Origin of the sequence: Trichocoleus sp. Lan, from assembly GCF_039961855.1 — a bacterium.
Classification (GTDB): domain Bacteria; phylum Cyanobacteriota; class Cyanobacteriia; order Cyanobacteriales; family FACHB-T130; genus FACHB-T130.
Genome location: NZ_JAMPKA010000013.1, coordinates 15512 through 38829, shown reverse-complemented (window position 1 = coordinate 38829; position 23318 = coordinate 15512). Strand labels below are relative to the sequence as shown.

General features: G+C 46.7%; 18 protein-coding genes and 1 riboswitch. Of the genes, 7 read left to right on the top strand and 11 right to left on the bottom strand.

All coding sequences use genetic code 11. From position 1 onward, the window contains the following. Positions 1–409: 409 nt before the first annotated feature. From NDA03_RS13240 to ntrB, 4 genes are all read right to left on the bottom strand, one after another. Positions 410–1162, bottom strand: a complete 753-nt coding sequence (locus NDA03_RS13240; RefSeq protein WP_348238246.1) for a universal stress protein — start codon at positions 1160–1162, stop codon at positions 410–412. A gap of 135 nt (positions 1163–1297) precedes the next feature. Then, a complete protein-coding gene (locus tag NDA03_RS13235) occupies positions 1298–2137 on the bottom strand; it encodes a nitrate ABC transporter ATP-binding protein (RefSeq protein WP_190529343.1) in 840 nt (279 codons plus the stop codon). 114 nt (positions 2138–2251) lie between these two features. Continuing rightward, a complete protein-coding gene (locus NDA03_RS13230) occupies positions 2252–3658 on the bottom strand; it encodes an ABC transporter substrate-binding protein (RefSeq protein WP_190677135.1) in 1407 nt (468 codons plus the stop codon). Positions 3659–3877: 219 nt separating this feature from the next. Next, positions 3878–4732, bottom strand: coding sequence for a nitrate ABC transporter permease (gene ntrB, locus NDA03_RS13225; protein ID WP_190677137.1), 855 nt, complete (start codon positions 4730–4732; stop codon positions 3878–3880). A 99-nt stretch (positions 4733–4831) separates the two neighbouring features. Beyond that, a riboswitch (cyclic di-AMP (ydaO/yuaA leader) is annotated at positions 4832–5053 on the bottom strand. Positions 5054–5176: 123 nt separating this feature from the next. On the opposite strand from ntrB, the gene NDA03_RS13220 reads away from it, so the two are divergent. Beyond that, positions 5177–5590 (top strand): DUF1830 domain-containing protein, encoded by a 414-nt coding sequence (locus NDA03_RS13220; RefSeq protein WP_348238245.1) that lies wholly within the window; start codon positions 5177–5179, stop codon positions 5588–5590. Positions 5591–5758: 168 nt separating this feature from the next. Then, positions 5759–7036: a sensor histidine kinase gene (locus NDA03_RS13215; protein WP_348238296.1), complete on the top strand. Its 1278-nt coding sequence runs from the start codon at positions 5759–5761 to the stop codon at positions 7034–7036. A 166-nt stretch (positions 7037–7202) separates the two neighbouring features. Here the strand turns inward: NDA03_RS13215 and NDA03_RS13210 are convergent, their stop codons facing one another. Next, on the bottom strand, positions 7203–7370 hold the full coding sequence (locus NDA03_RS13210; protein WP_190529350.1) for a hypothetical protein: 168 nt from the start codon (positions 7368–7370) through the stop codon (positions 7203–7205). A 352-nt stretch (positions 7371–7722) separates the two neighbouring features. Between NDA03_RS13210 and NDA03_RS13205 the strand changes: the two genes are divergently transcribed. Beyond that, positions 7723–8985, top strand: a complete 1263-nt coding sequence (locus NDA03_RS13205) for a pentapeptide repeat-containing protein (protein ID WP_348238244.1) — start codon at positions 7723–7725, stop codon at positions 8983–8985. Positions 8986–9182: 197 nt separating this feature from the next. On the opposite strand, the gene NDA03_RS13200 is transcribed toward NDA03_RS13205, so the two are convergent. From NDA03_RS13200 to NDA03_RS13175, 6 genes are all read right to left on the bottom strand, one after another. Then, entirely contained in the window at positions 9183–9338 is a 156-nt protein-coding gene (locus NDA03_RS13200) for a hypothetical protein (RefSeq protein WP_206755346.1), read from the bottom strand. Between the two features lie 183 nt (positions 9339–9521). Next, complete coding sequence (locus NDA03_RS13195; RefSeq protein ID WP_348238243.1) at positions 9522–11453, bottom strand: acetate--CoA ligase family protein; 1932 nt, start codon at positions 11451–11453, stop codon at positions 9522–9524. A 282-nt stretch (positions 11454–11735) separates the two neighbouring features. Further along, positions 11736–11924 (bottom strand): CsbD family protein, encoded by a 189-nt coding sequence (locus NDA03_RS13190; protein ID WP_190415139.1) that lies wholly within the window; start codon positions 11922–11924, stop codon positions 11736–11738. 149 nt (positions 11925–12073) lie between these two features. Continuing rightward, positions 12074–12898 (bottom strand): cyanophycinase, encoded by an 825-nt coding sequence (locus NDA03_RS13185; protein WP_190415138.1) that lies wholly within the window; start codon positions 12896–12898, stop codon positions 12074–12076. A 400-nt stretch (positions 12899–13298) separates the two neighbouring features. Continuing rightward, positions 13299–14462 (bottom strand): response regulator, encoded by a 1164-nt coding sequence (locus NDA03_RS13180; RefSeq protein ID WP_190415137.1) that lies wholly within the window; start codon positions 14460–14462, stop codon positions 13299–13301. A gap of 493 nt (positions 14463–14955) precedes the next feature. Next, the gene (locus tag NDA03_RS13175; protein ID WP_190415136.1) at positions 14956–17154 is read right to left on the bottom strand and encodes an ATP-binding protein; all 2199 of its coding nucleotides are present in this window, start codon (positions 17152–17154) and stop codon (positions 14956–14958) included. Between the two features lie 421 nt (positions 17155–17575). Here NDA03_RS13175 and NDA03_RS13170 point away from each other — a divergent pair, with 421 nt between their 5' ends. From NDA03_RS13170 to NDA03_RS13155, 4 genes are all read left to right on the top strand, one after another. Beyond that, positions 17576–18709, top strand: coding sequence for a HetZ-related protein 2 (locus tag NDA03_RS13170; protein WP_348238295.1), 1134 nt, complete (start codon positions 17576–17578; stop codon positions 18707–18709). Between the two features lie 260 nt (positions 18710–18969). After that, the gene (locus tag NDA03_RS13165; RefSeq protein WP_190440345.1) at positions 18970–20157 is read left to right on the top strand and encodes a hypothetical protein; all 1188 of its coding nucleotides are present in this window, start codon (positions 18970–18972) and stop codon (positions 20155–20157) included. A 295-nt stretch (positions 20158–20452) separates the two neighbouring features. Then, complete coding sequence (locus NDA03_RS13160; RefSeq protein ID WP_348238242.1) at positions 20453–21136, top strand: Crp/Fnr family transcriptional regulator; 684 nt, start codon at positions 20453–20455, stop codon at positions 21134–21136. Between the two features lie 191 nt (positions 21137–21327). Then, positions 21328–23100, top strand: coding sequence for a M61 family metallopeptidase (locus NDA03_RS13155; RefSeq protein WP_348238241.1), 1773 nt, complete (start codon positions 21328–21330; stop codon positions 23098–23100). Positions 23101–23318 lie beyond the last annotated feature (218 nt).

The window sequence follows — 23318 nt, the reverse complement described above, 5'->3', positions numbered from 1 at the left end:
CTCCATCTGATTCAGTACTAATTTTCAGAATTTCTTTTTCAGGAGCCGATAGTCGGCTTGAGCGATGGTCGGCTTGAGACAATAAAAAGGCAAAATGCTAAAGAAAGGAGCAATTTTCTTGATGCATTTGCCTTTTAATTTTTGTTGTAGGTTGTAAAATCATCGCTTGTGTTCTTCGCTTCCTTTGCATCTAAAGCGGAGAATAACGCATCCGCAGTGCTATGCGATCGCTAACGGAGTTTTTTAGAAGAGACTCTCTTCACAAATCAGATAGAAGTGCAATAGAAACCTTTTAGGCGATCGCTAATTGTGCTTTTCCAGGTACAGGTAAAAGGTAGAAACAAATCAAAATTATTTAAATCCCGATTGTTTTCTTCTAATTTCCTATGTAAAAATTTCCGCTCAACGATTAAACTGATTGGAAATCTGAGGAACAACTTGAAGTATCCGGTGAATTCAAGATGCTGGGAATACCCAACACCGCGCAAGGAAAATTACAACCTAGTTTCTGAACAATTGGATGATTGGCAGAGGTACAGCCCAGCAACAATAAAGTCGCAGCTTCTGATTCAACAACTTTTCTGAGTTCTGTAGAAATGCAACCAAACCGTAGATGAGCTTTGAAAGAACCTCGCCATTCTTCAGCCAGACAACGGGCTTGCGATAGGATACGATCTGCTTGCTCAAAAGGATTCGTTTGATAGAAAATTGCCCTCAAATAGGAAGGATCTATCTCCGTCATTCGTGTGCGTGCTTCTAATTCCACAGGGGTAGGTTGAGTTAAAACAGGTGTGGCACACTTTCTTGCCGATGCTTCTAGAGACTCTAGGGGAAGCTGTTGGCTTAAAGGGCGTCTAGCATCGCCCTCGTTAGAGATATGTGGACAATGGCTGCTTTGCTCTTCATCGACAACGTAAACGACTTGAACCGTGACTTGCGCCTTTGTAACTAACCGGGTTTGATGGGCAATCCATAGGGCAAGATCCAGAGCGGTTTGACTGCTAGGAGAGCGATTATAGCCCACGACTAAATTGATTGATTTAGCAGCGTTAGCGCGTTTGGAAGTGGGGGAAGCTGGCTCTGGTAGTAATACCATTTGTTCAACTACATCCTGACGACCCATTGCGCTTTCAAGACGGGCTAACATTGACTTAATATTCACAAACTCAAACCTCCTGAAGTAATTAGGCTAGCTTTGCAAGAACTTAAGTAAGGGTTTTAATGGGTTAGAAACGCAATAGAGCGTGTTTCCAGTTCAGTTGTTTTTTCTTTGATAAACAGTTGACCAATGGCTCGTCTACTCGTCTTGATTGAAATATTCATCGAGGAAGTTCAAAGCGTGGTTACGCAATTCAAAATACTCGCGGGAGTTGCGGAGGGCTTGGCGATCGCGTGGATGCTTAAAAGGCACGTCCAAAATTTCCCCAATTTTCGCGTGGGGGCCGTTGGTCATCAGTATAATTCGGTCAGACATATACAGCGCTTCATCTACATCATGGGTAATCATCATCACTGCCTGCCGCTGATGTTCCCAAATATGCAGTACCTGCTGCTGTAATTTGCCTCTCGTTAAGGCGTCGAGTGCCCCAAAAGGTTCATCCATTAACAACATTTTGGGGCGAATTGCGAGGGCACGAGCAATCCCCACCCGTTGTTTCATGCCGCCAGAAATTTCATCGGGATATTTGTCAGCAGCTGCTGTTAAATTCACCATTGCCAGGTGTTCGTTCACAATGCTAATTTTTTCAGCACGAGAGGCATTTTTTAGCACTTCATCGACCGCCAGACGGATATTTTCTTTCACCGTCAACCAAGGCAGCAGTGAATAGTGCTGGAACACCATCATGCGCTCGGCACCAGGTTTACGAATTTCTTTACCTTCTAATTGCACTGAGCCGGAAGTCGGTTTTTCTAACCCGGCAACCATTTTGAGAAGCGTTGATTTGCCGCAGCCAGAGTGACCAATCACGCAAATAAATTCATCTTCACTCACACTAAGATTAATGCCATCCAGAACAACAAATTCACCTCCATCTGCTGTGGGATAGGACTTGCAAAGATTTTCTATTTCCAGAAATCCAGTGCGGTTGACACTTTGATTATTGGCATCCGTTGAGAATGAGGTGGATTTAGTCATATCATGCTCCTTCTGGGGACGAACTCTTGAGAATTTTAAAGGTATGAACGAGGCTGGCTTTTGCCAAAAAGTAAAACTTAGCCGAGCCGCTTGAACTGTAGCCAGTGCAGCTAATTAAGACAGAAAGAAACGAGTGGGACGGTTCGCCCGAATCTCAAAACCATTGACATATCCAACAGGATCGCTGGGGTCAAAACCTTTCTTATCAATAAATACTTCCGGTACTTCAACTTTGTAATCTTCTTGGGGACACTCAATGCCCATTTCTGCGGCAATTTCTCGATAGAGATCGGTTCTCCAGCCTTGTTTGGCAAGTGCTTCTGCATTCTTTGGAAATTCTTTGATTTGTCCCCAACGAGCTGCTTGAGTCATTAACCAGAGACTTTCAGATTGCCAGAGAAATGTCGAATGTTCTCCTGGACGTTTGGGAATGTTGTCGGGGATATCGAAGAAGATTGTACTGTCCTCGGCTTTCGCAATCCGAGCTTTACCATCAAAACCGCCATAATTGTAGTCGCCAATAATTGCGGGACGAGTAAATTTGGGTTTGGCACCTGTAAAGGAACGCTCGGAAATAAGTGTTGCTACTTCTTCGCGGTTTTCAGGCTTGCTGCAATACTGGCAAGCTTCAATCATCGCTTTGACGAGGGAACGATAAGTTTTGGGATTTTTTTGGATGAAAGATTCCATCACACCCAGCAGTCGATCTGGGTGTCCCAACCAAATTTCTTTGCCTTGAGCGAAGGTAAAACCAACACCTTCATTTCCGGTAATTGCGCGGGTATTCCAAGGTTCTGCCACCATGTAGGCTTGCATCGCTCCTATCCGCACGTTCGTCACCATTTGCGGTGGGGGAACGATGATGACGCGAAACTCTTTCAGGGGATCGACTCCGGCGGCGGCGGATAGGTAGCGGACGAAGTATTCGTAAATGGCAGAACTGAGGACAACTGCCCAAACTCGTTGTTCTCGCGGCTGCTTCTCAAAGTAGCTGCGGAAATCCTTCCCAAATGCTTCTAAATCGCCGTTATACTCCCGCCAGGGACGCAAACCTGCTTCCCACATTTTCCGGTTCATCGTCATGGCGTTACCGTGTCGGTGAATGGTCATGGCGGCGCAGAGAGGGGCATGGCGTGCGCCTTCAGCACCGATTCTGGCGTTGGTGACGGCACCAGAGACTACGGGGGCGGCATCAGTGCGACCAAAAATTACGCCGTCACGAGAGGTTGCCCAGCTAGCTTCCCGATTAAGTTGGACGTTGAGACCGTACTTGCGGAAAAATCCTTTTTTCCAAGCGATCGCAAACGGCGCACAATCATTCACCGGCACATAGCCAACAATCAGATCGGGTTTTTCTAACGATCCTGGCTCTACGACTTGTTTGATGGATGCGGATTCTTCAGTGAGTCCTTTCGCTGAGCGATCGCCGCTAATCGCACAAGATGATAGTGCCATTCCTGCTGCTGTGGCACCCATACCCTCCAGAAATTTTCGTCGCGTCCAGTTTGTGGTGTCACTCATAATTCGTCCTTGCGATCCATTTCCACTCAGCTCAAGCCACTAGGTTTGAGCGATTACTGCTCATGAGTTCTCTGAAAAAATTGACGCCGTAGGTACTACGTCTCGCAACCCACTCGTTTGAGCGGTCAGCGTTACCACGACGGCCGTGAGTCTCGCTCACACTAGCGATTTCTGTTAGAGCAGAATCATCCCTACTTAACAGAGGTTTACAGAAAATTATTAGACAGAGGTTGCCCTAGGGCGACGGTGAGTAACCAAAGCTTCAACTTTGCCTAGGGCGTAGTCCAGCAGTAGTCCTGTCAGCCCAATCACTACCACTGCCAAAAATACTGAGCTTAGGTTTAAGCGACTCCATTCATCCCACACAAAAAACCCAATCCCGATGCCGCCTGTGAGCATTTCTACAGCGACAATGACCAGCCATGCAATTCCCAAACTAATCCGTAAACCAGTGAAGACATAAGGCAAACTCGCAGGCCAAATAATCTTGGTAATTCGTCGCCAACGGGGCATTTCTAGCACCCTTGCCACATCGAGGTAATCTTTGGAAACGCTAGAAACACCGAGAGCAGTGTTAATAATGGTGGGCCACAAAGAGGTAATGAAGATAACAAAAATTGCTGACGGATCTGCTAGGTTAAAAATTGCTAAAGCAATGGGCAACCAAGCTAGGGGCGATACTGGCTTGAAAATCTGAATTATGGGATTGAGTGCCATCATTGCTTGCTTGGACATCCCAATCAAAAATCCAATGGGAATGGCAACAACTGCACCTAACAAAAATCCCAGCAATACTCGTCGAAGGCTTGCCAGTAGTAACCAACCAATCCCTAGATCGCCAGGACCCCGTCGGTAAAAGGGGTTCAGAATGTAGTCTAAATTCTTGACGAACGCCTCTGGTGGGGTGGGTATTAATTCATGCTTGAAAAGCGCAACAATCCACCACAGAACGAGAATTCCTAAAAAACCAAGGGCGGGGAGGACGACGACATCCCGAATCAGAACGGGTTTTGCCCGTTTCCAGGCTACCTGTCCAGCAACTGCAATCGCAGACAAATTCAGCTGCAATATCATTATGAAGCTCCTCAGAGTCACTCTTCAGGTACAAAAAAGTAGAGCAGTACCAGCCGGGGACACTGATGAGTTCAGAACATTTCAAAAAATGCTGACTCTTCAGTCTCCTCTCAATGCCTACGAAGTTAGCTGACGGGCTAGAGCTGAGAGATGCTCTTCTCTAATGGATAAGGGATGAAGGATAAATAAACAGTTTTTTATTCCGCCTTACACCTTTTGCCTTACTCCTGGCAGAGATACGCCCCATTAATTGGTTCCTCCGTTCCAGCGCTTATACAGAGCGATCGCTTGCTAAGACGCTGAATTAGGCTGACTTACTCGGATTAACCGATAAGTTTAGCACGCCTTTTTAAGACAGTCCACCTTTCCGAAGACATAGCTTTCTAGCGATCGCTTCTCCATCAAATTCACAATAGTTTACGAACTTTTTGAGGCATTCTAGTGATGTTTGTATTCTCTACTACATCTTGCCTTCCTTCAACCCCATCTTTAGGTAGAAGCCGCTTGAAGCAGTCGAAGTTTATATTATCTATCTTGTTAATCAGCCAATTTTATCGTTCGTTCAAGGCACCCAATATGATGTCAGTATTCTCCTCTTTAGTTTCTGAACCTTCCGAACAAATACTTTGTTTTTATACAAATTGCACAAATAAGATTCAAATTGTTAGAGTTGATAATACTCAAGACTTAAGCTTTGAACGGATTGTTTTCCCTGGTCAACGTTTATTGTTTAAAGCCTTACTAGACTCCCAACTAGAAATACATACTAACCCAACAAGAATTTTTACTGAAAACTTAGCTTTAATAGAAGTAATTCCCTGCGCTAATCTCCGCGTACAGGAAGAAATGAGCGCCTGAAAATGAAGTTTTTAACCCTTAGGGTGGCTTTTGATTAAAAACATTTTAAGAGCTTATAGCCGAAGTATTTGGGCGCGAAAACAAGAAGGAAAAACAAATTAGCTACTCCCCAAGCTAATCTTAGTCTATGGAGAGCATTTGTAAACGAGTCAATAGCGCCAAAAAATGATGGATTTTAGTCAATTACTGATCGATAAATCTGCCACGATTGTAGAGAAATGGATTGAAGCTGTCCGTGCTGATAGTCGAATTGAGACCGCAGCAGAATTATCTTACAAGGGTTTGCGCGACAGCCTCCCCCGTGTCCTCAAGGCATTAGCGACTGTACTTTCTAAGTTTCAAGACAGTGATGTTCAGTCGTTAGTAGATGCAAGTTTAGAACATGGTATACTTCGGGCTGAACAAGGTTACGATCCAGTAGAAATTGTCCGTGAATACCGAATTTTACGGGAGACAATCGTTTCCACCTTAGAGGGAGAGTTGCTAGACTCATCACCGATTGAGATAATCCGAGTCATTCGTCTGATTGATACAGTAGTGGATGAAGCGATCGCTCAATGTTTTAAAAGCTATATGGATGAGCGATTGCACGAACTCCAACAGCTGCAAAGTCAGTTAAAATTGACCAATCAAGAATTAACTCGTTTGCTTCGGGCGAATAAAGATAACCTTTCTCATCTAGCCCACGAATTGAAAACTCCCCTTACTTCCATTATTGGCTACTCAGATTTATTTTTGCGCCAACAACAACGGAAGCAGGAGGAGAGTGATAACCTTCCGAATCTAGAACACATTGAGAAAGTGCTACGAAATGGACGACAGCTACTTCGATTAATCAACGATGCGTTGGAAATTTCTCGCTATGAAGCGGGGAAAATGAAATTGCAGCCATCTGTAACAGATGTACGCTCTTTAATTCAGAATATCCTGGAAATGGTAGAACCTTTGGCGGATTCCAAGGAGCTACAGATAATCGTTGATTACGATTCAGCTAGCGCCGATAGCTGTGCTGCTCTTCGAGAAGGACTACACCCCACATGCGCCCCCGATCGGGTGCTGACAGATCCGCTGAGACTCCAGCAAATTATTACTAATCTCTTGAGTAACGCGATTCGTTACACCGACTCTGGAACGATTAAATTAAGCTGCCAAACGCTATCAGATAAAGAGTGGGCGATCGCTATCAGCGATACGGGAATCGGCGTTCCTCCAGAAGACCAAGCTCGTATATTTGAACCCTACTTTCGCTCTATCCCCCAAGAAAAGTCTTTCCTTCCGGAAAGTACAGGTTTAGGATTAGCGATTGTCTCGCGGTTGGTAAAATTATTACAAGGAAGAATAGAGCTAGTTTCACAAGTAGGCATTGGCTCCACCTTCACTGTCATTTTACCGTTAGCAGTGAATACTTCTGAGGAAATCGTGACGCCTTCAACAACCCAGGTATAGCACTTTCAACTAATTTTTAAAGATGAAACCCCAGACTCCTTAGAACAGTCTGGGATTTGAACTCTAAACTCGAATCAAATAGCGATGAAGCCTGTTTTCGGGAAACAACTGCTAGTTTAGGGTCAAGCAGACGACCTGCAAGACTCTCCAAAATTCTTGAACCCCTTCAAAAGCCGTAGGTGCCCGTGCGGGAGCGTAGGTGCAGCCTTGGAGAGTCAATAGAGCGAAACACTGGCTGCTGTTGGGGGTGCATCCACTTCAACCCAAGCCAGACGTAAAGATTGGTCAGCCAGCCAAAACTAACCACCTGAAATTCTCGAAGGGGTGGAGTCACGATTGAGCGCTAGGTGAATTGGAAACAGGAGGAATTTGACAAGCAGAAAACTGAGTGTTGCGATCGCTCGTAAACTTTACCATGCGATCTCTTTGCTAGCGTATGCCGCGATCGCTCGGTAGCTGCCCATCTACCTTCGATCGGCAGGCGAGTGAAAAGTTGTACTTCGCGTATGATTAGTAATCAGCTGCTCAGCACTGGGAATAATAACTTAAGAGTTGAAAGCGGTTATTTTTCAAGTGCTGAAAAAACAATTAAAAACATTTCCAGAAAATCCGAGCGGGGAAAAACCTATTCGAGCTGACTTGAATAGCCAATACCTAAGGGGGCAAAAACCCAGGGGGCATACGCCGTGATTGTAGACTTGAAAGAAACTGAACTCAGGGGAGCTTTTCTCAAAGGGAAGGAGCTGAGGGGAGCAGACCTAAGAAGGGTAAACCTCAGCGAGGCGAACCTCAGTTATGCAGATCTCATAGAAGCAGACCTAACAGAGGCAAACCTGAATGGGTCAAATCTAAGTGGAGCCTGTCTCAATTTAGCAAATCTGAGCGAGGCAGACTTGACGAAAGCAGACTTGAGTGGAACCACCCTGATTGGAGCAGATTTAACAGCAGCCAACTTGAGCGGAGCCAACTTGAAAAAGGCGAATCTGGTTGGAACTAATCTGGAAAATGCTAACTTGGCTGGAGCGAACCTGGTAGGAGTAGACTTGAGCGCAGCCGAGCTAAAGGGGGCTATCCTACAAAAGGCTGTCTACAATCAAGAGACTCGATTCCCTCCAGACTTTGACCTTCAGGAAGCGGGGGCTTACTTGATTGCCTCTGGCACTTTACTCATCGGCGTCAACCTGAGTGAAGTCGATCTCAGTGGGGTTTATTTAAAGTCAGCCGACCTGAAAGCAGCAAATTTGATGAGGGCAAATCTGGTCGGCGCAAATTTGGAGAACGTTAACTTGGCGGGTGCCAATCTGGTTGGAACCGATTTGAGTAAAGCCAAGCTGAGGGGAACCATTCTAGAAAAAGCTGTCTACACGCAAGAGACTCAATTTCCCTACGAGTTTGACCCCAGTGAAGCTGGAGCTTACTTGATTGCTGCGGGTGTATCCCTGCCTGGGGTTAATTTGAGCGGAGTCAATCTGAGCGGAGCCGATTTAAGGGCGACCAATCTGCGAGGGGCAAAGTTACGAGGAGCAAACTTGAGAGGGGTAGACTTAAGCAAAGCTAACTTGAGGAAGGCTGAGCTGGATGATGCCAACTTGAGCGGAGCCGACTTACGAGGGGCGGACTTTACGGGAGCCATTTTGAAGCTGGTGAACTTCAGCGAGGCGGATCTAAGAGGAGTAGACTTAACGCGAGCCGACTTGAAGGGAGCCAATCTAAGTAGAGCCGACTTGAGAGGAGTAGACTTGACGGGAGCTAGCTTGAAGCAGGTGAACTTAAGTGAAGCCGACTTGAGGGGGGTAGACTTAACGCGAACGGATTTAAGGGGAGCCAACCTAAGTGGGGCAGACTTGACGGATGTGGATTTGAGTCGGGCGATGCTCAAGGGTGCCGACCTGACAGAAGCCAACGTTCCGCAAGAAAATTTCTTTAACTTAGAAATAGAGGCACGATGAAGCTTAAAGCGATCTGCGATGGATGTGCAATGAATAGGGGGGCGAATAAATAATCGGAGTATTCACCCGGAGACGATATCCATTATTTTTTCTTGCGAGTCCAAAGATCCGTGAACATCATGGTCAACCCGCCGATAAAAATTGCGATCGCCATCCCGCCTGCCGTAACATTCATCCAATCAATATTTTCCATCTGATTATTCAGCCGTTTTTTCGATCAACGGTACTAGATTAGCAACTTTGGCATCCAGACAAACATTCCCGCCCAGAAAAGCGCGAACTAAGCGAACATTAAAGGTTCTGTAACCTGCTCCTGGCAAGTTTTGCTTGCGTGCTTGCTGGTGCGCTTTCAATCGTCCGGTGCAAGATGCGAACTCAAGGGACTTATTTTGCTCGAAGCAGTCTTAGACCTAGCCAGAATCGCCCCTTAGAAAGCGACAGGCGAGGGGAACTATCTTCAAACCCCTCTCCGATACGGAGAGAGGTTTGGCTACAGATCTGCCCGCTTGTGTCTTCCAGAGACTTGTACAAAAGGTTTAGTGTCTGACTTCAAACTCAGGTGAGATTTTCGGAATTTCTTTGAGATAAACCCGCGAAAAAGGTTCGGCTGAGCCAAGCTGGTACTGTTCAAGCAAGCCATGAGAGCGGATGGAGATAGTGTCTCCTTCCTTAATCACGACAGTAGAGTCGTGGAGAATGTCTCTCGCCAGCATCATCTCGGTTTCCGTAGGATTATCCAAGATTACAAGATTGCTCCCGTAGTAGAACATCCCATCTGCCTCTAGTACGTCTTCTGTGTACTCGACAATCAGCAGATCGAGCTGGGGATTCCGGAGCAGGTTTTGAACGTTACTGTTGTAATCTTTGTTCAAGTTTTTCTGGGAACGATTGACGAAAACTCCATCCCGACAAACTGCGCCAATTGTCCAGTCGGGGTGTTGCATCAGGATATCGTCAATGACTTCTTGAAGTTCTTGAACTGAGATCCGGTTGAAGGTGATGAAAGGTATTCTGGCTTTTTCGGCGGAGTCAAAGAAGGTTTCCAGAATATGGGAAGGCACATCGACGCTGTCACCAACGGCGGGTCTAAGATGCATATAGATGCCGGGGGCGGCGTTGATTTCGATGATGCCAAACTCACCATCCTTCCAAGATTTGGATAAATCTTGGGCGATGACATCAATACCGAGGCAAGTCAGGCGGAAATGCTGGGCGATATCTTGCGCCAGGATAATGTTGTCCGGATGAACAGTGCTAGTCTTATCGATGCTCAAGCCGCCAGCCGATAGGTTGGCAACTTTGCGAAGATAGACGGTGCGATCGCTTTCAATCACGCTATCTAGACCTAATCCCTGTTCTTCTAAGTACATTTCCATTGCCTCATCGCACTGGATCTTGCCCATCGGCGACGTTGGCGTATCTATCCTGTCTGGCTTCCGATTTTCCTGCTCGATCAATTCCACAATCGTTGAGTGTCCATCACCCATGACTGATGCGGCGCGGCGTTCCGTCGCGGCGACGAATCTACCATTGACGCAAAGTAAACGAAAATCTGCGCCTTTGTAGCTTTTTTCGACGATGATCCGGACTGGCTGCTCTTTAGGAATCGCATTGACTGCCCTGCTAAAGGCATATTTCAGTTCTTCTGAATCTTGCACATCAGCCGTTACCCCAATTCCTTTGTGGCCCACTACCGGCTTCACAGCGACGGGATAGCCAATCTCTCTAGCGGCTGCGCGAGCGTCTTCCAGTGAAGCGACGATGTCACCTTTGGGAACGGGGAATCCCAAGGTACCTAAGAAAGCTTTGCAGTCATCTTTGCGAGTGGTAAAGTCCGAATCCAGATGGCTATCGCAGTCAAAAGTCGTTGCTATCCCGCGAATCTGCTTTCTTCCATAGCCATATTGAACCAGTCCTTCGTCCCACAGATAAAAAACGGGAATTCCTTTTTCGTGAGCTGTACGCCACAGCGCATAGACTGTCGGTCCGCCGTAGACGGAGTAGCGGAACTGATCCTGCATCGCCTTGAACTGATCGTCAATCCTAAAATCTTTGCCTTGAGCGATCGCTTCAAACCAATCCCAAACACTGTAAACGACTGCCCGACTAGTGCGTGCATGAAGTGATTCTACGGCAATCTTCGTGCAAGCGGGAAGTTGCTTGATACTCCAGTGCTTGAGGTGCAGCCCCATGTCCAGTTTTCCCACTTCTGACACGGTTCGAGCGAACAGTTGGGCATGAGATTCGTAGGTTTCATCACGCAGGTGGGGGTAGCGATCGCCAATAATCGATACATAATCGCTAATCGCCGGAGGTTGCGCGTACTCAGTCAGGGCGAAATCGAATATTAGCGCCCCCGTCTGCAAATACGGGTTTGGCCCCATGTAATGCTTGAAGTTAAAGATATCGAATGCATCCGTTTTTCTCGCATTGACACGGACTGCATCGGTCATTATCTCTCTGCTCATTGAGTATCTCCCGTTTTTAAACACCCTTTTTATTAACTTGGCGACTCGCTTACTTGAGCCTAATTCGATTGCATAACCTTTTCAGCTATCAAAGGGCAGAGTCAAGTCAATTCTTTTTTATTGGATTTAATGGTGAATGGTTCGTTGCCTTTCTACCATTTGCGACCGCCATTACCCAAATCACTTAAATTTCTTTAATAAAACACTTTAAAAACCCATTTTCTTTAAGAAAATGGGTTTTCAGATTTGTGGAGTTTCCCCCTTGAAAATTTGATACAAAACCTAAGCTCGATCTACAATTTCTTTTGCTTTATCTTTGAGGTCTTCTTTTAGATGCATAGCAGCAGCTTCATCCTGCTTCATCTGACCTTCTGCTTGGTCTTTTTGGTCGCCGGTTACATGACCAAGCCCCTCTTGCACCTTGCCTTCTATGTTTTTAGCAACCGCTCTGGCTCTATCTTCTACGCTCATTTTTAGCTCCTTTACAAGGATATGTAATTTCTTATACTACTCCCAGTATATGAAGCTTAAGGGTAAAAAAGACATCCCTCGGCAGTTAGATTTTAAAGGCACAGGTAGCATTTAAAAAGTAGGATGGAAAGTACCCACCCTACTTTCAATTAATCAAGAATTGGCTTGCGAGTTTTCAGATCAAATTTGTATCCGTGTGGAAGGATATGAAGCTTAGCTCCACAAACTGCCAAAGGCTCATCCTTCAAAATGTCACCGATGTTGCTATGGGTCAGCTCTGACTCATCGACAATCGTGACAGCTCCTTCCCCGATTACTTCAAACTTGTTATCGCTGACCGCGATCGCTGTATTCTCGTCAATCCCAAATCCTAAGACAGCAGGCTGCTGTGCCAAGGCAGAAATTAACCGTCCCAGACGCCCACGTTGTAAGAAATGCTGATCGATGACCACTCCTGGCAAGAAGCCCATACCGGGGCCCATCTCTACCACTTCAACCCGTGGATTTGTCTCAGAGTCGCCTTCAACGATCATGACATCTGGCATCATCGCAGCTCCAGCGCTGGTGCCTCCCACGACGATTCCTTCAGCGTACCGTCTGTGAATTGCCTCATCGATCTGGGTACCCTTGAGAATGCTGGTGATGCGAGCCTGATCTCCGCCGGTAAAAAATACACCAGTGGCTTTCTCAATGGCCTCTAAGTAAGTGGCTGAAGTTGCATCTTCCCGCTCAACGGTGTCAACGATGCGAACGTCTTCGGCTCCCAGCCGCTCAAACACTCTGATATAGTTCTCTCCCACTTCTCTGGGCAACTCTGTCGCCACGGTCATGACGACAATTCGAGCTTTAGTACCCCCGGCGCGGCGAACAAACTCCCGAAGGATTGTGCAGTCTCCCTCCTTGTCTTCTGCACCCCCGATGATCACCAACTGCCCGCTAGGTTTATTCGCTGGTACGTTTTCTTGAGCTTCCATTGATTTTATGTCCAGGTATTAATGGTTGTTTTGTGCATAAAAATACCCAGGAGATATAGAAGACTCCCAGGAAATTTTTTATGTCTCAGATTGGCTGTCCTGAATAACTAAAATAACTGCATACCGTTTGCCGCAGCTTCTTTCTAGGGATATAACTTGCAGCAAATCTGTAATTTAAAATACATAAGTCTATTTTGAAGCCTTTGACCGCTAAGTATAAATTAAGCTTGTAAGGCTGCAAAACTATATAGCTTACAATTCATTAAATCTTGCGGCTGTTATCCAGATCCTATAGCAGCAATTCTCAGATGCATGAATGAGACGCTTTGGCACACACTATTGCTGTGTTCCGGATAAGCTTTATAGTGCACCATCAGCTAGCTGCATTAGTTCAGATGGATTAATAAAGTAGCTTTGCTTGATGGAACAGTTGAGTTTGCGTACCCAAGACTTCGTAGAGGTCAACTGCTTGCTGCTTACCGCGAGGGATCACCCGGTCAATCAACCGACACTTGAATAACTCCGGTTGTCTCATCTGGGCAATAACGGCATCACTGGCAAGGATGTGACAGCCGTAAAGCTTTGTCAATTCTTCTAGACGGGCGGCAGTATTCACGACATCGCCGATTACAGTAGAGTCCATGCGCCGGTCTGAACCCACTGTCCCAATCATGGCAACGCCTGTATGAATGCCGATACCAATGTTCACCGGCTGCTCCAGGTTGTATTGTTGGCGATCGCGATTAAACCGATTTAAGCTGTCTACCATCGCCACCGCCGCACTTAAGGCATCCTGTCCGTGGTTTCCCGTGCGGTCAAACACCGCCATCAGCGCATCTCCCAGGAATTTATCAATAAATCCATAATTGATGGCGATCTCTTGATTCATCTGGGTAAAGAAAGCGTTCAGCCACTCAAAGGTGTCGCTGGCTGTTTGAGTCTCAGCGATCGCGGTAAATTCCCGAATATCGCAAAACAAAATCGTCAATTCTTCTTCCCTGGCGTTTCCCAGTTGAATTGACTCTACCCCTTCGGGTGCAATGCGTCTCAAGAATTGATCCGGCACAAATAGCCGAAACTTCTCTGAGAGATATTCATTGATTCGCCATGCCGCTGATAGTTGACGCTTCGTTTTTTCTTTAATTTTTTCCTGCATTTGTTGCCCGGAATGCTGCGATCGCATCTCGATCAAACGCAGAGTATTTGCAATCTTTTTCAAAAGGAGAGTAGTTTTAATCGGCTTGGTGAAGTAGTCATCACCTAATATTTCCAACCCCCGAAGCTTGGATTCTTCATCATCCAAAGCCGTCAAAAAAATCACCGGCACCGTTTGTAGCTTTGCATCCTCCCGCAACCGGCGACAAACTTCAAAGCCTCCCAGATCCGGCATCATCACATCCAGTAAAATCAAATCTGGCTGAAAATCTTTGACAACTTCCAGTGCTTGAACGCCTGATGAAGCTATTAGAGTTTCATATCCTTGTGAATACAACAACTCTTCTAGCAGCAATAAATTATTGGGTTCATCATCAACTAACAGAATGCGCGGCAAGGGCTTTGTCATGGAACTGACAATATAAGTGCAAGTGGCGCTGTTATGGAAAACTACTTCTGTTAGCCACCATTACACTCGCGCCTATGATTTTCCTTCAGTGTAACTACTTAAAACAGTTGTTCGCTGAACCAGTAATTCTAACTAGATGCCCCTGACGATTCCTAACCTTGACAAGTTTTCTTTCAGTACAGGTAGGTAGATAGATGGAAATCTAACTCCTCCGAGGTCGCCGGTAACTGAGAGAACTTTAACATTATTGAAACATAGGACTTCGGTAAAGACAATTAACCATCTGGTAGATCGAAAAACCAACCGATTAAGAGATGATCTTTCTCCCAAAGATAGATAGCTCTTTGGTTGTAACAATTCTCGATTGGATGCAGTAAGGGTGAACCCCACCCCGTAAACCTAGAGGTCTGCCACACCTCTCAATTTGCAGATTCAAATAGGGTATAGGGTATAGGGACAGGGTATCCTTGCCCCTCATGGATTCTTTGGGGTTCTAATCCTGCATAAAAGAGCGGACGGTAGTCGTGAGGAGATCGATATCTATTGGCTTACTGATGTAACCATTCGCCCCAGCAGCCAAACAGCGATCGCGATCGCCCGCCATTGCCATTGCCGTTACTGCAATTACTGGCACCGACTTCCACAAGCGATTGGCTTTGAGTTGACGGATAATTTCAAACCCATCCACCCCCGGTAGTTGGATATCCATGACAATCAAGTGCGGCAGCGATTTAGGCGTCACAAAGGGCGATTGCAACGCTTCCATCATCGTGCGACCGTTATAAATTAACTCAACTGCATACCCTTCTAACTCAAGTACATCAGAAATCAATGCCTGATTGAAAGCTTGATCTTCCACCACCAAAACTCGCTTGGCATTCCCAGAAGATACACCACCTTTGAGAAGTGATGACTGCTGTTGGCTTGGCACTGGGTTCGCTGCCTCTGTCAAAGTTTGACTCATTTCCGTTACCGGCAACCAGACGCGAAACGTACTCCCCTGATTTTCCACCGATTCCAGAGAGACGGTGCCGCCGTGGAGTTCCGCCAGTCGCTTCGTCAGCGCCAAACCTAACCCAGTTCCTTCATGTTGCCGCGTTAAGGAAGCATCCACCTGCTGGAAAGGGCGAAACAGCAAATGCCACTTATCTCTAGAAATCCCGATACCTGAGTCTTTGACTTCAAGACACAAGAAAGGCGTGCTAGGATTCACCGGGCTGCGATCCGGTCGAAATTCCCCGATCAACTGGGTGCCATAAGCTAGTCGTCCACTCAATTTAATTTGCCCGCGATCTGGGGTAAACTTGACAGCGTTGGAGAGCAAATTAATTAATATCTGGCGGACACGGCGTTCATCTAAAGATGCCTGCCCCAGCCGATAGTCTATTTCTAGGGTTAAGGCAAGTCGCTTTTTATCCGCACGGGGTTGAATCATTTGCAAACACTGCCTGCAAAGATCCAGGATGGAAACTGGCTGGAGTTCGAGTTCTGCCTTTCCGGCTTCTATTTTGGAGAGATCCAGAATGTCATTAATCAACTGCAACAGGTGTTGACCGCTTTCTTCCATCACCCGCACGTATTTAATCTGGCGTTCGTTCAAAGAACCGGCGATTTGCCGCAGCAACAAGTCCGAAAACCCTAAAATGCTGTTGAGGGGTGTCCGCAGTTCGTGGGACATGGCAGCCAGAAACTCAGACTTCATTTGGGAAGCCCGTTCTAAATTCTGATTAATTTCGCGCAGGTGTTCTTGCGCCTGTGCCCTTTCAATGGCAACACCTAGCGTGCGACAAGCGACCAGGAGTATATCCTGTTGGGGAGCATCCTGAAGTCTCTGATGAGTGCGAGATTCCAGCGTCAAGACACCAATAATCTTGCCATTGGCGGCGGGAATGGGAAAAATGCCCAGTTGACCAATTGCCGGATGGCGAAATGCCGACACTGCCTGGGAATGTTTAGAATAATCGTCAACAAATACTGGCTTGCCGGTTTCTACGACTTGCCACAATAACCCTTGACCATAGGGAATCCCTCGATCGAGAAAGGCTTGCATCTCGGCAACGGCAGCTTCGCCGTGAGTCGCGATGAATCGACCAGAAATTTGATTGGTGAGAATATCGGCATAGGCATCAATGCCTTGACCCGTAATTACCTTGACATCGCCGAACGCTGCACCCATTGTCTCCACCAGATAGGAAAGTGCAAATTTTCCGATTGTCTGCAAGTCGCTGGCAGGCTGCAACCGTTCCATCAAACCTACTAAAAAGGTCAGCCGCCTCACCTCAGCGTTTAAAGTTACCTGGTAGTCTTGATACCTGGTGACATCGCGGAAGGTAAACAGGCGTCCCCCATCACTCGTCAGTGTGGTATCTATCTCTAGGCAGATACCGTTAGATTGCTGTATGGGAAAGGAAATGTATTCTGTTTCGGTTTCGCTAAGGGCTGAAGCGATTTGTTCGCTCTGCTGCTGCGACCAATAGCCCTGCGCCACCACTTCAGCCAAGACTTCGCTACAATGCGGCTGTAGACCCAGCCATTCGGGGGGAAGTCCCCAAAGAAGACTGAATTTTCGATTAAACAAGACTAAGTGATGGGAGCGGTTAAACAAAGCGATCGCATGGTCTACTGGATTCAAAATGAGTTCTTGTTCCTCCTTTGACTGTTGCCCAGCAGCGATTGTCTGCTCTGGTTGCATAGTTTTTTGAGAAGTTGAGGGTGAAGAAGTCGGGAATCAGTCTAGCACCGTCTGAATCTTGTTAATGTGGCTTTCATCGTCAAAAGTAAACCTTTCTTAATTATTCTTTACTTAACAAAATCTAACATTATCGCTCATGAGTTGACCAACTAAATGTTGTGATTCAACGCACAAGGCAATAAGATCAAAATCTCACTCCATAGATGTTAGGAGTCAAACTATCCAGGGTGGTGCGATCACTTCTATCTCAAGGTAGACATGATGAAATAGAGGTCAGTTGCTCCTTAAATGGGTGAGGTCAGAGATGAGGTTTGTAGAGCAAACTTTAAATCAGGAAAATGAGTTTGAAGTCAGTCTTCCTCTGTCTGAATTTCCGGCTTCAAAACTGAAAACTCAAACGATGCTAAATACTCAAAACTCCATGTCACTGGCCCAAGAACTGGCACAGAATTGGCGAGAGCAGATTGTAGCCGACTATCCCGACTCTAGCGCAGCAATGCAAGAAAGTATTACGCGCTGGCTGATCGGAGAAGATTTAGAACGATTTGAAGCCCTGAACCCAAGCCAGATGACAATTGCTCGGCAAGCAATGGAATATCGTTACCGAATTTTACGGCAGCGCTATTTAGGCGTGGGGCCAGAGCGTGCCTATCGGAATCTTACGACTCGCTTGGGCAGCTTAGTGCTGCTTCGCAATAAAATCCGTACTTGGGTAGCGCTTTCGCGCGATCGCCAGCGGGCAGTGGTCGATGTATTGCAAGAAGTAATTCAGGAACTATTACACAGCGATCGCTACATTCAACAGCAAATTGCTTGGATTGCCCAATGTACTCCTAGTGATACTCGCCTCCGCAATTCCCTACTGATGACCAGTATCGAAGAGTATTGCCTCAGACCGATTCGTAACCAACCGCTGTTAGTGTATCGGTTTGTGAATTATCTGCGGCGTTCCCAGAAAGGCGGCATGACTCACGTACCCGATGGCGAACTGGTACGGCTGGTTTCCGAAGAAGTGACGCCCGATGAAACAGACAGCCCGGTGAGTTTGCTAGACGCTCAAGCAGTCACTCAGTACCAAGAAAATCAAGTTTGGGAAGAACAACAAGCGTTACGCACCACGGTCAAGCAGGAATTTAAAGACTATCTAGCCGAAAATGTGAGTCAATCTGCTGCTGATTGGCTGACACTGTATCTGCAAGGCAAGTCCCAAGAAGCGATTGCTAGCGCTTTAAACCTACAGATCAAAGAAGTCTATCGACTGCGTGAAAAAGTCAGCTACCATGCCATTCGGGTTTTTGCCGTTAAAAGCCAGCCAGAATTAGTCGCCAGTTGGCTAGAAGCGTCATTGCAAGAACACAACCTGGGTTTGACCCTAATTGAGTGGGAGCAATTCTACGCCACTCTCCCCTCCGTGCAGCGGCAGTTAATTGATGGTTTAAAAGCAGGCAAAACCCTAGACGCGATCGCTGCTGAGTTGAACCTGAAAAATCACCAGGTCATGGGCGAATGGAGCAAACTTTATCTAGCCGCTCAAGCCTTGCGGAGCGATTCTTAACCTAGTTTTCGACAACTAGCAATATTTTCTTCCCATAGGGGTACCATAACTATAACTATATGGATAAAACTGATTTATTCAGAACAATCTGCTAGATAATAGCCGAAACTCGATCGCAGGGGCATCTAGGATATTCACAACTCAAGTTCTGTAACTCGCCATGACCGCACTCGGAGTAACCAAGCTGCGGCTGGTGATTACTACTGGTGCTGATACCCTCTCCACTTTTTTTCTAAGTGGCTCTGATAGATGCAAATCAAATGTTTAGATTGATTGACAAGCTCCTGCCCTTTGAAGCCTGTCTGTACTATCAAATCTTGCCCATCACCTTAGAAGGCACCTGCCTAAAACTGGGCATGGTAAATCCAGAAGACACCGTCTCGTTGGATTATGTCCGTCGTATCCTAACTTATCAAAACTACTCGTTAGAAACCCAGCCGATAGCCGCTGACGCTCTCCAGGCAATCCTCAGCGCGTATTTGAAACACAACACGGGCATCGGGAAACAACAAGCCCATTCCCAACCGCCCACGCCGGCAACTGGACACTTAGATACGCAGCCAGATCAAGAAAGTCCAAGCAAAAATTCCGATCCGATAGAACGGCAAACCCTCCCAACTCTAATTGTCGATAGTCCGGAAGAGCTGGTCGAAGTGGAGGCAGATCGCCCCAACGCTCAAGTGCAGCAACCAGCTCCAGAAACACCTTTGAGAAAATCGCAGCAGGTGAAACGCAACGCCACAGTTTCACCCGCTGGCGATCCCTCCCCCCAATGGCAAGAGCGATCGCAGCATCACTTATCTGGTTTCACTGCTAATCTGGCAGCCCTACCACCCCAGCAGATGTTAAAAGAATTGTTAAAGCGGGTGCTGAATGGAACCATCGATCGGCTGGATTGCGAACGACAGCTCTATGAAGGAAACATTCTCTGTAGTCGAAACAATGTCTTGCAGTTTGCGATCCCAGGATTGGCGCTACCCATACTTCAAGGAGTCATCGACGAGCTAAAGCGAATCGGAAATCTGCAATTAATGCCAGTCGAACAAACCAAAGTGGTGGAGATTGAGCGATGCTATCAGCACAATCATCTGTTACTGCGCTTGCAAATCATCCCTGGTGAGTACGGAGATGAGGCAGTTATGCAAGTGTTTCGCGGAGAAGCTTTGAGAGCTTATCAGCAGCAGCAACTAGAAAATCTCTGGGGGGAAGCTTTAAATCTTGCCCAGAAGCTCCAGCGCAAGATGAATCAGATATGTCATGCCAGCGCCTCAGACTCAGTTCTCCGGACTTCATCCCATCCCGCCTCAAACCCAGCTCAGATAGAAGCCCTGCCAGCCGTGCATCACTTGCTTACGAGCATCGAGCAACAACTGGAAGGACTCAAACGAATGCCCAGCGATCGCGCGAACCTTGATCCCAAGTCAAAGGACAATATGGCTCATCTGTGATGTAATGAAGAGCGTAGGAGTAACCAGCTTCTTGCCTGAAAGCTGAAGAAAAAAGCATGAATGCTCCAAGCAAGAGGCAGATCGCGATCGCTGAAGTGATAGATGAATTCAAGGCTGTAAGGTGCTACCGATTGCCTTAGCCTGCACGAACGAATTCGCACCCGTTGCAGTAGGGTAGGATAAATCATAAAGGATGAATCGACGAATATCCCAACTTAGATAATCCTATTTTCCAAGCTTGCTCGTTCAAACTTTAAACTTGATAATTCATACTTTATAGTTCACACTTCCTTTCATGCAGACCAAAGCTTTTTCTGAGCTGTTTCCCCTCTTTAACACTGCCGCTCCAGAGACATTAGAATGGCTTTTGTCTGTCGCAGTCGAACACGAGTACCCATCAGACAGAGCGGTTTTGATGGAAGACGCTTGGGGCAACGCAGTTTATTTTGTCGTGTCGGGTTGGGTGAAAGTCCGACGACTCTCTGGGGAGAATGTCGTTACCCTAGCAATCTTGGGCAAAGGTGATTTTTTTGGGGAAATGGCAATTCTTGATGAATCTCCCCGCTCAACCGATGTGATTGCCCTCTCACCCGTAGAATTGCTCAGCGTCTCTGCCCAACGCTTCATTCAAACCCTCTTCAAAGATCCGCAGTTGCACCACCGGATGTTACAACTGATGGTGAAGCGTCTGCGCCAAACGAACCTCCGCTTTCAAATGCGTCATCAACCCCCAGCCGTAAAATTAGCGAACACGCTGATTGCTTTGGGAGAAAACTACGGTGAAGCCACTGAAAAAGGAATGGAAATCTATAATATTCCCTCTAAAGATTTGGCTAACGTTACAGATATTGGTGTTGAAGACACGAGCAAAATTATTGAGAAACTGGAAAGTAAAGGCTGGATTAAAATCGATCCAGCGCAGGAGAAGCTCCATCTTCTCAACATCAAGCAGCTAACGCATCTAGCAGGACGAGTTTAATTGCGATCCAGCCCTTCAGATCCCTGGATTCTCTCTCGAAGTCGAGGATCTCCCCTGCGCGAATCATTTAGGACTTATGTCGTTAATCCTTATCTCTACTAATTGAAAACCGAATTTCTGACTACCGGCTAACCACTGACCAAAAATTGCTAGTTAAATTAGTGGATATCTACGATTGATAAAAGCTAAAAATGACAGAAGCAACAGTTGTTCGCCGCGATCGCTTATCCAATACCGCACCAAAAATTCATTACCAGGTGGCGATACGGGAGCCGGAATCGCATCTTTTTGACGTAACTTTTACCGTACAAAACTGGCAGTCACCGATTCTCGATTTAAAATTGCCCGTTTGGACTCCTGGTTCCTACTTGGTGCGCGAGTATTCTAAACATTTGCAAGACTTTTCGGCTGATTCCAGCGAACAACCTTTAGCGTGGCGCAAGCTTAGCAAAAATCACTGGCAAATAGAGACAAACAGTGTGTCGGAAGTTACGGTACGTTACCGAATGTTTGCCAATGAACTAACAGTGCGAACCAATCATTTGGACGGGACTCACGGTTATTTTAACAGTGCTGCTCTGTTATTTTATATACCCGAATTTGAAAAACAACCCATTCTAGTGACGATTGTGCCGCCCAAACCCGAATGGCGCGTCACAACTCCATTACCCACGGCGGATGGGCAAGCGAACACCTTCCAAGCGCCCGATTTTGACACGCTGGTGGATAGTCCTTTTGAGATTGGTTGCCACCAGTTGTATCATTTTGAAGTTTTGGGAAAAGCTCATGAGTTAGCCATCTGGGGACAGGGGAACGTCGAACCAGAGCGGATTATTGAGGACACGCAGAAAATTATTGGGGTGGAATCCCAGATATTTGGAGGTTTACCTTATGACCGATATGTGTTTCTGTTGCATTTAGCTTCCACGGGTGCTGGAGGTTTGGAACACAAGAATGCTTGCACGTTGAATTACAATCGCTTTGGTTTCCGCGATCGCGAGAAGTACAATCGCTTTATGCAGCTGGTCGCCCACGAGTTCTTTCACCTGTGGAACGTGAAGCGCATCCGTCCCAAAGGATTGGAAGTGTTTGATTATACTGGGGAAAACTATACGCCTTCTCTGTGGTTTAGTGAGGGGACGACCAGTTATTACGACTTGGTGATTCCGTTCCGGGCGGGAATCTATGATGCAAAGTCTTTCTTGAAGGAGTTAGGCAAGGAAATCTCGCGGTTACAAACGACACCAGGGCGGCTGGTGCAACCGGCGAGTGAATCGAGTTTTGATGCCTGGATTAAGCTGTACCGACCGGATGCCAATAGTGGGAATTCCCAGATTTCCTACTATCTGAAAGGGGCGATGGTATCCTTTTTGCTGGATTTACTGATTCGAGGGCGTCATAGCAATCAGCGATCGCTCGATGATGTGATGCGGCAAATGTGGCAGCAGTTTGGACAGCCGGAAACGGGCTTTACTCCAGAACAATTGCAGCAAGTCATAGAATCGGTGGCTGAAACGGATTTGAGCGACTTCTTTAAGCACTACGTTGATGGAACCGAGGAGTTGCCCTTTGACGAGTACCTGAAACCCTTTGGCTTGCGGTTGGTGGTTGAGGAAGAGGAACCCGTTCCTTTTCTGGGTGTGACGGCGAAGACGGAGAATGGGCGCGAGGCGATCAAATTTGTCGAAGCGGGTTCTCCAGCTCAGTTAGCAGGAATTGATGCGGGAGATGAATTGCTAGCAATTGATGGCTTCCGAGTGACGGCACTTTCTTTGAGCGATCGCTTGAAAGATTACCAACCGAGGAATACGATTCAGGTGACAGTTTTCCATCAAGATGAAATCCGGATGCCACTCGTGACTTTAGCAGATCCGCGCCCAAGTGCTTACAAAATTGTGCCAGTGGAGTCTCCTGACGACGCCCAAAAACACAATTTTGCCAAGTGGTTGGGATCGGGATTCTAATGGGCGAACCGACAAAGTCGGCGCTTCGCGATCGCATATTTCACATTCAGTTATCGTGAGAATGCGATCGCTTTTTCTTCTCCTAGAGGGCGATTTTTTCAGTCGGATTTGACGGATTAGGAGATGATTGCTCGATTCGCACATCCAGAGTTTGTCCACCGTTTACATGATTGTTCCAATCTCAATTTGATGTCTGGGATCGATCGCACGTCTCAACC

Excerpts from the sequence above, each read along its gene's own strand:
- NDA03_RS13170 (WP_348238295.1), top strand. The coding sequence starts at position 17,576 with ATGTCACTGGCCCAAGAACTGGCACAGAATTGGCGAGAGCAGATTGTA.
- NDA03_RS13215 (WP_348238296.1), top strand. The coding sequence starts at position 5,759 with ATGGATTTTAGTCAATTACTGATCGATAAATCTGCCACGATTGTAGAG.
- NDA03_RS13190 (WP_190415139.1), bottom strand. The coding sequence starts at position 11,924 with ATGAGCGTAGAAGATAGAGCCAGAGCGGTTGCTAAAAACATAGAAGGC.
- ntrB (WP_190677137.1), bottom strand. The coding sequence starts at position 4,732 with ATGATATTGCAGCTGAATTTGTCTGCGATTGCAGTTGCTGGACAGGTA.
- NDA03_RS13160 (WP_348238242.1), top strand. The coding sequence starts at position 20,453 with ATGCAGACCAAAGCTTTTTCTGAGCTGTTTCCCCTCTTTAACACTGCC.
- NDA03_RS13230 (WP_190677135.1), bottom strand. The coding sequence starts at position 3,658 with ATGAGTGACACCACAAACTGGACGCGACGAAAATTTCTGGAGGGTATG.
- NDA03_RS13155 (WP_348238241.1), top strand. The coding sequence starts at position 21,328 with ATGACAGAAGCAACAGTTGTTCGCCGCGATCGCTTATCCAATACCGCA.
- NDA03_RS13235 (WP_190529343.1), bottom strand. The coding sequence starts at position 2,137 with ATGACTAAATCCACCTCATTCTCAACGGATGCCAATAATCAAAGTGTC.
- NDA03_RS13220 (WP_348238245.1), top strand. The coding sequence starts at position 5,177 with ATGTTTGTATTCTCTACTACATCTTGCCTTCCTTCAACCCCATCTTTA.
- NDA03_RS13195 (WP_348238243.1), bottom strand. The coding sequence starts at position 11,453 with ATGAGCAGAGAGATAATGACCGATGCAGTCCGTGTCAATGCGAGAAAA.
- NDA03_RS13185 (WP_190415138.1), bottom strand. The coding sequence starts at position 12,898 with ATGGAAGCTCAAGAAAACGTACCAGCGAATAAACCTAGCGGGCAGTTG.
- NDA03_RS13165 (WP_190440345.1), top strand. The coding sequence starts at position 18,970 with ATGTTTAGATTGATTGACAAGCTCCTGCCCTTTGAAGCCTGTCTGTAC.
- NDA03_RS13175 (WP_190415136.1), bottom strand. The coding sequence starts at position 17,154 with ATGCAACCAGAGCAGACAATCGCTGCTGGGCAACAGTCAAAGGAGGAA.
- NDA03_RS13180 (WP_190415137.1), bottom strand. The coding sequence starts at position 14,462 with ATGACAAAGCCCTTGCCGCGCATTCTGTTAGTTGATGATGAACCCAAT.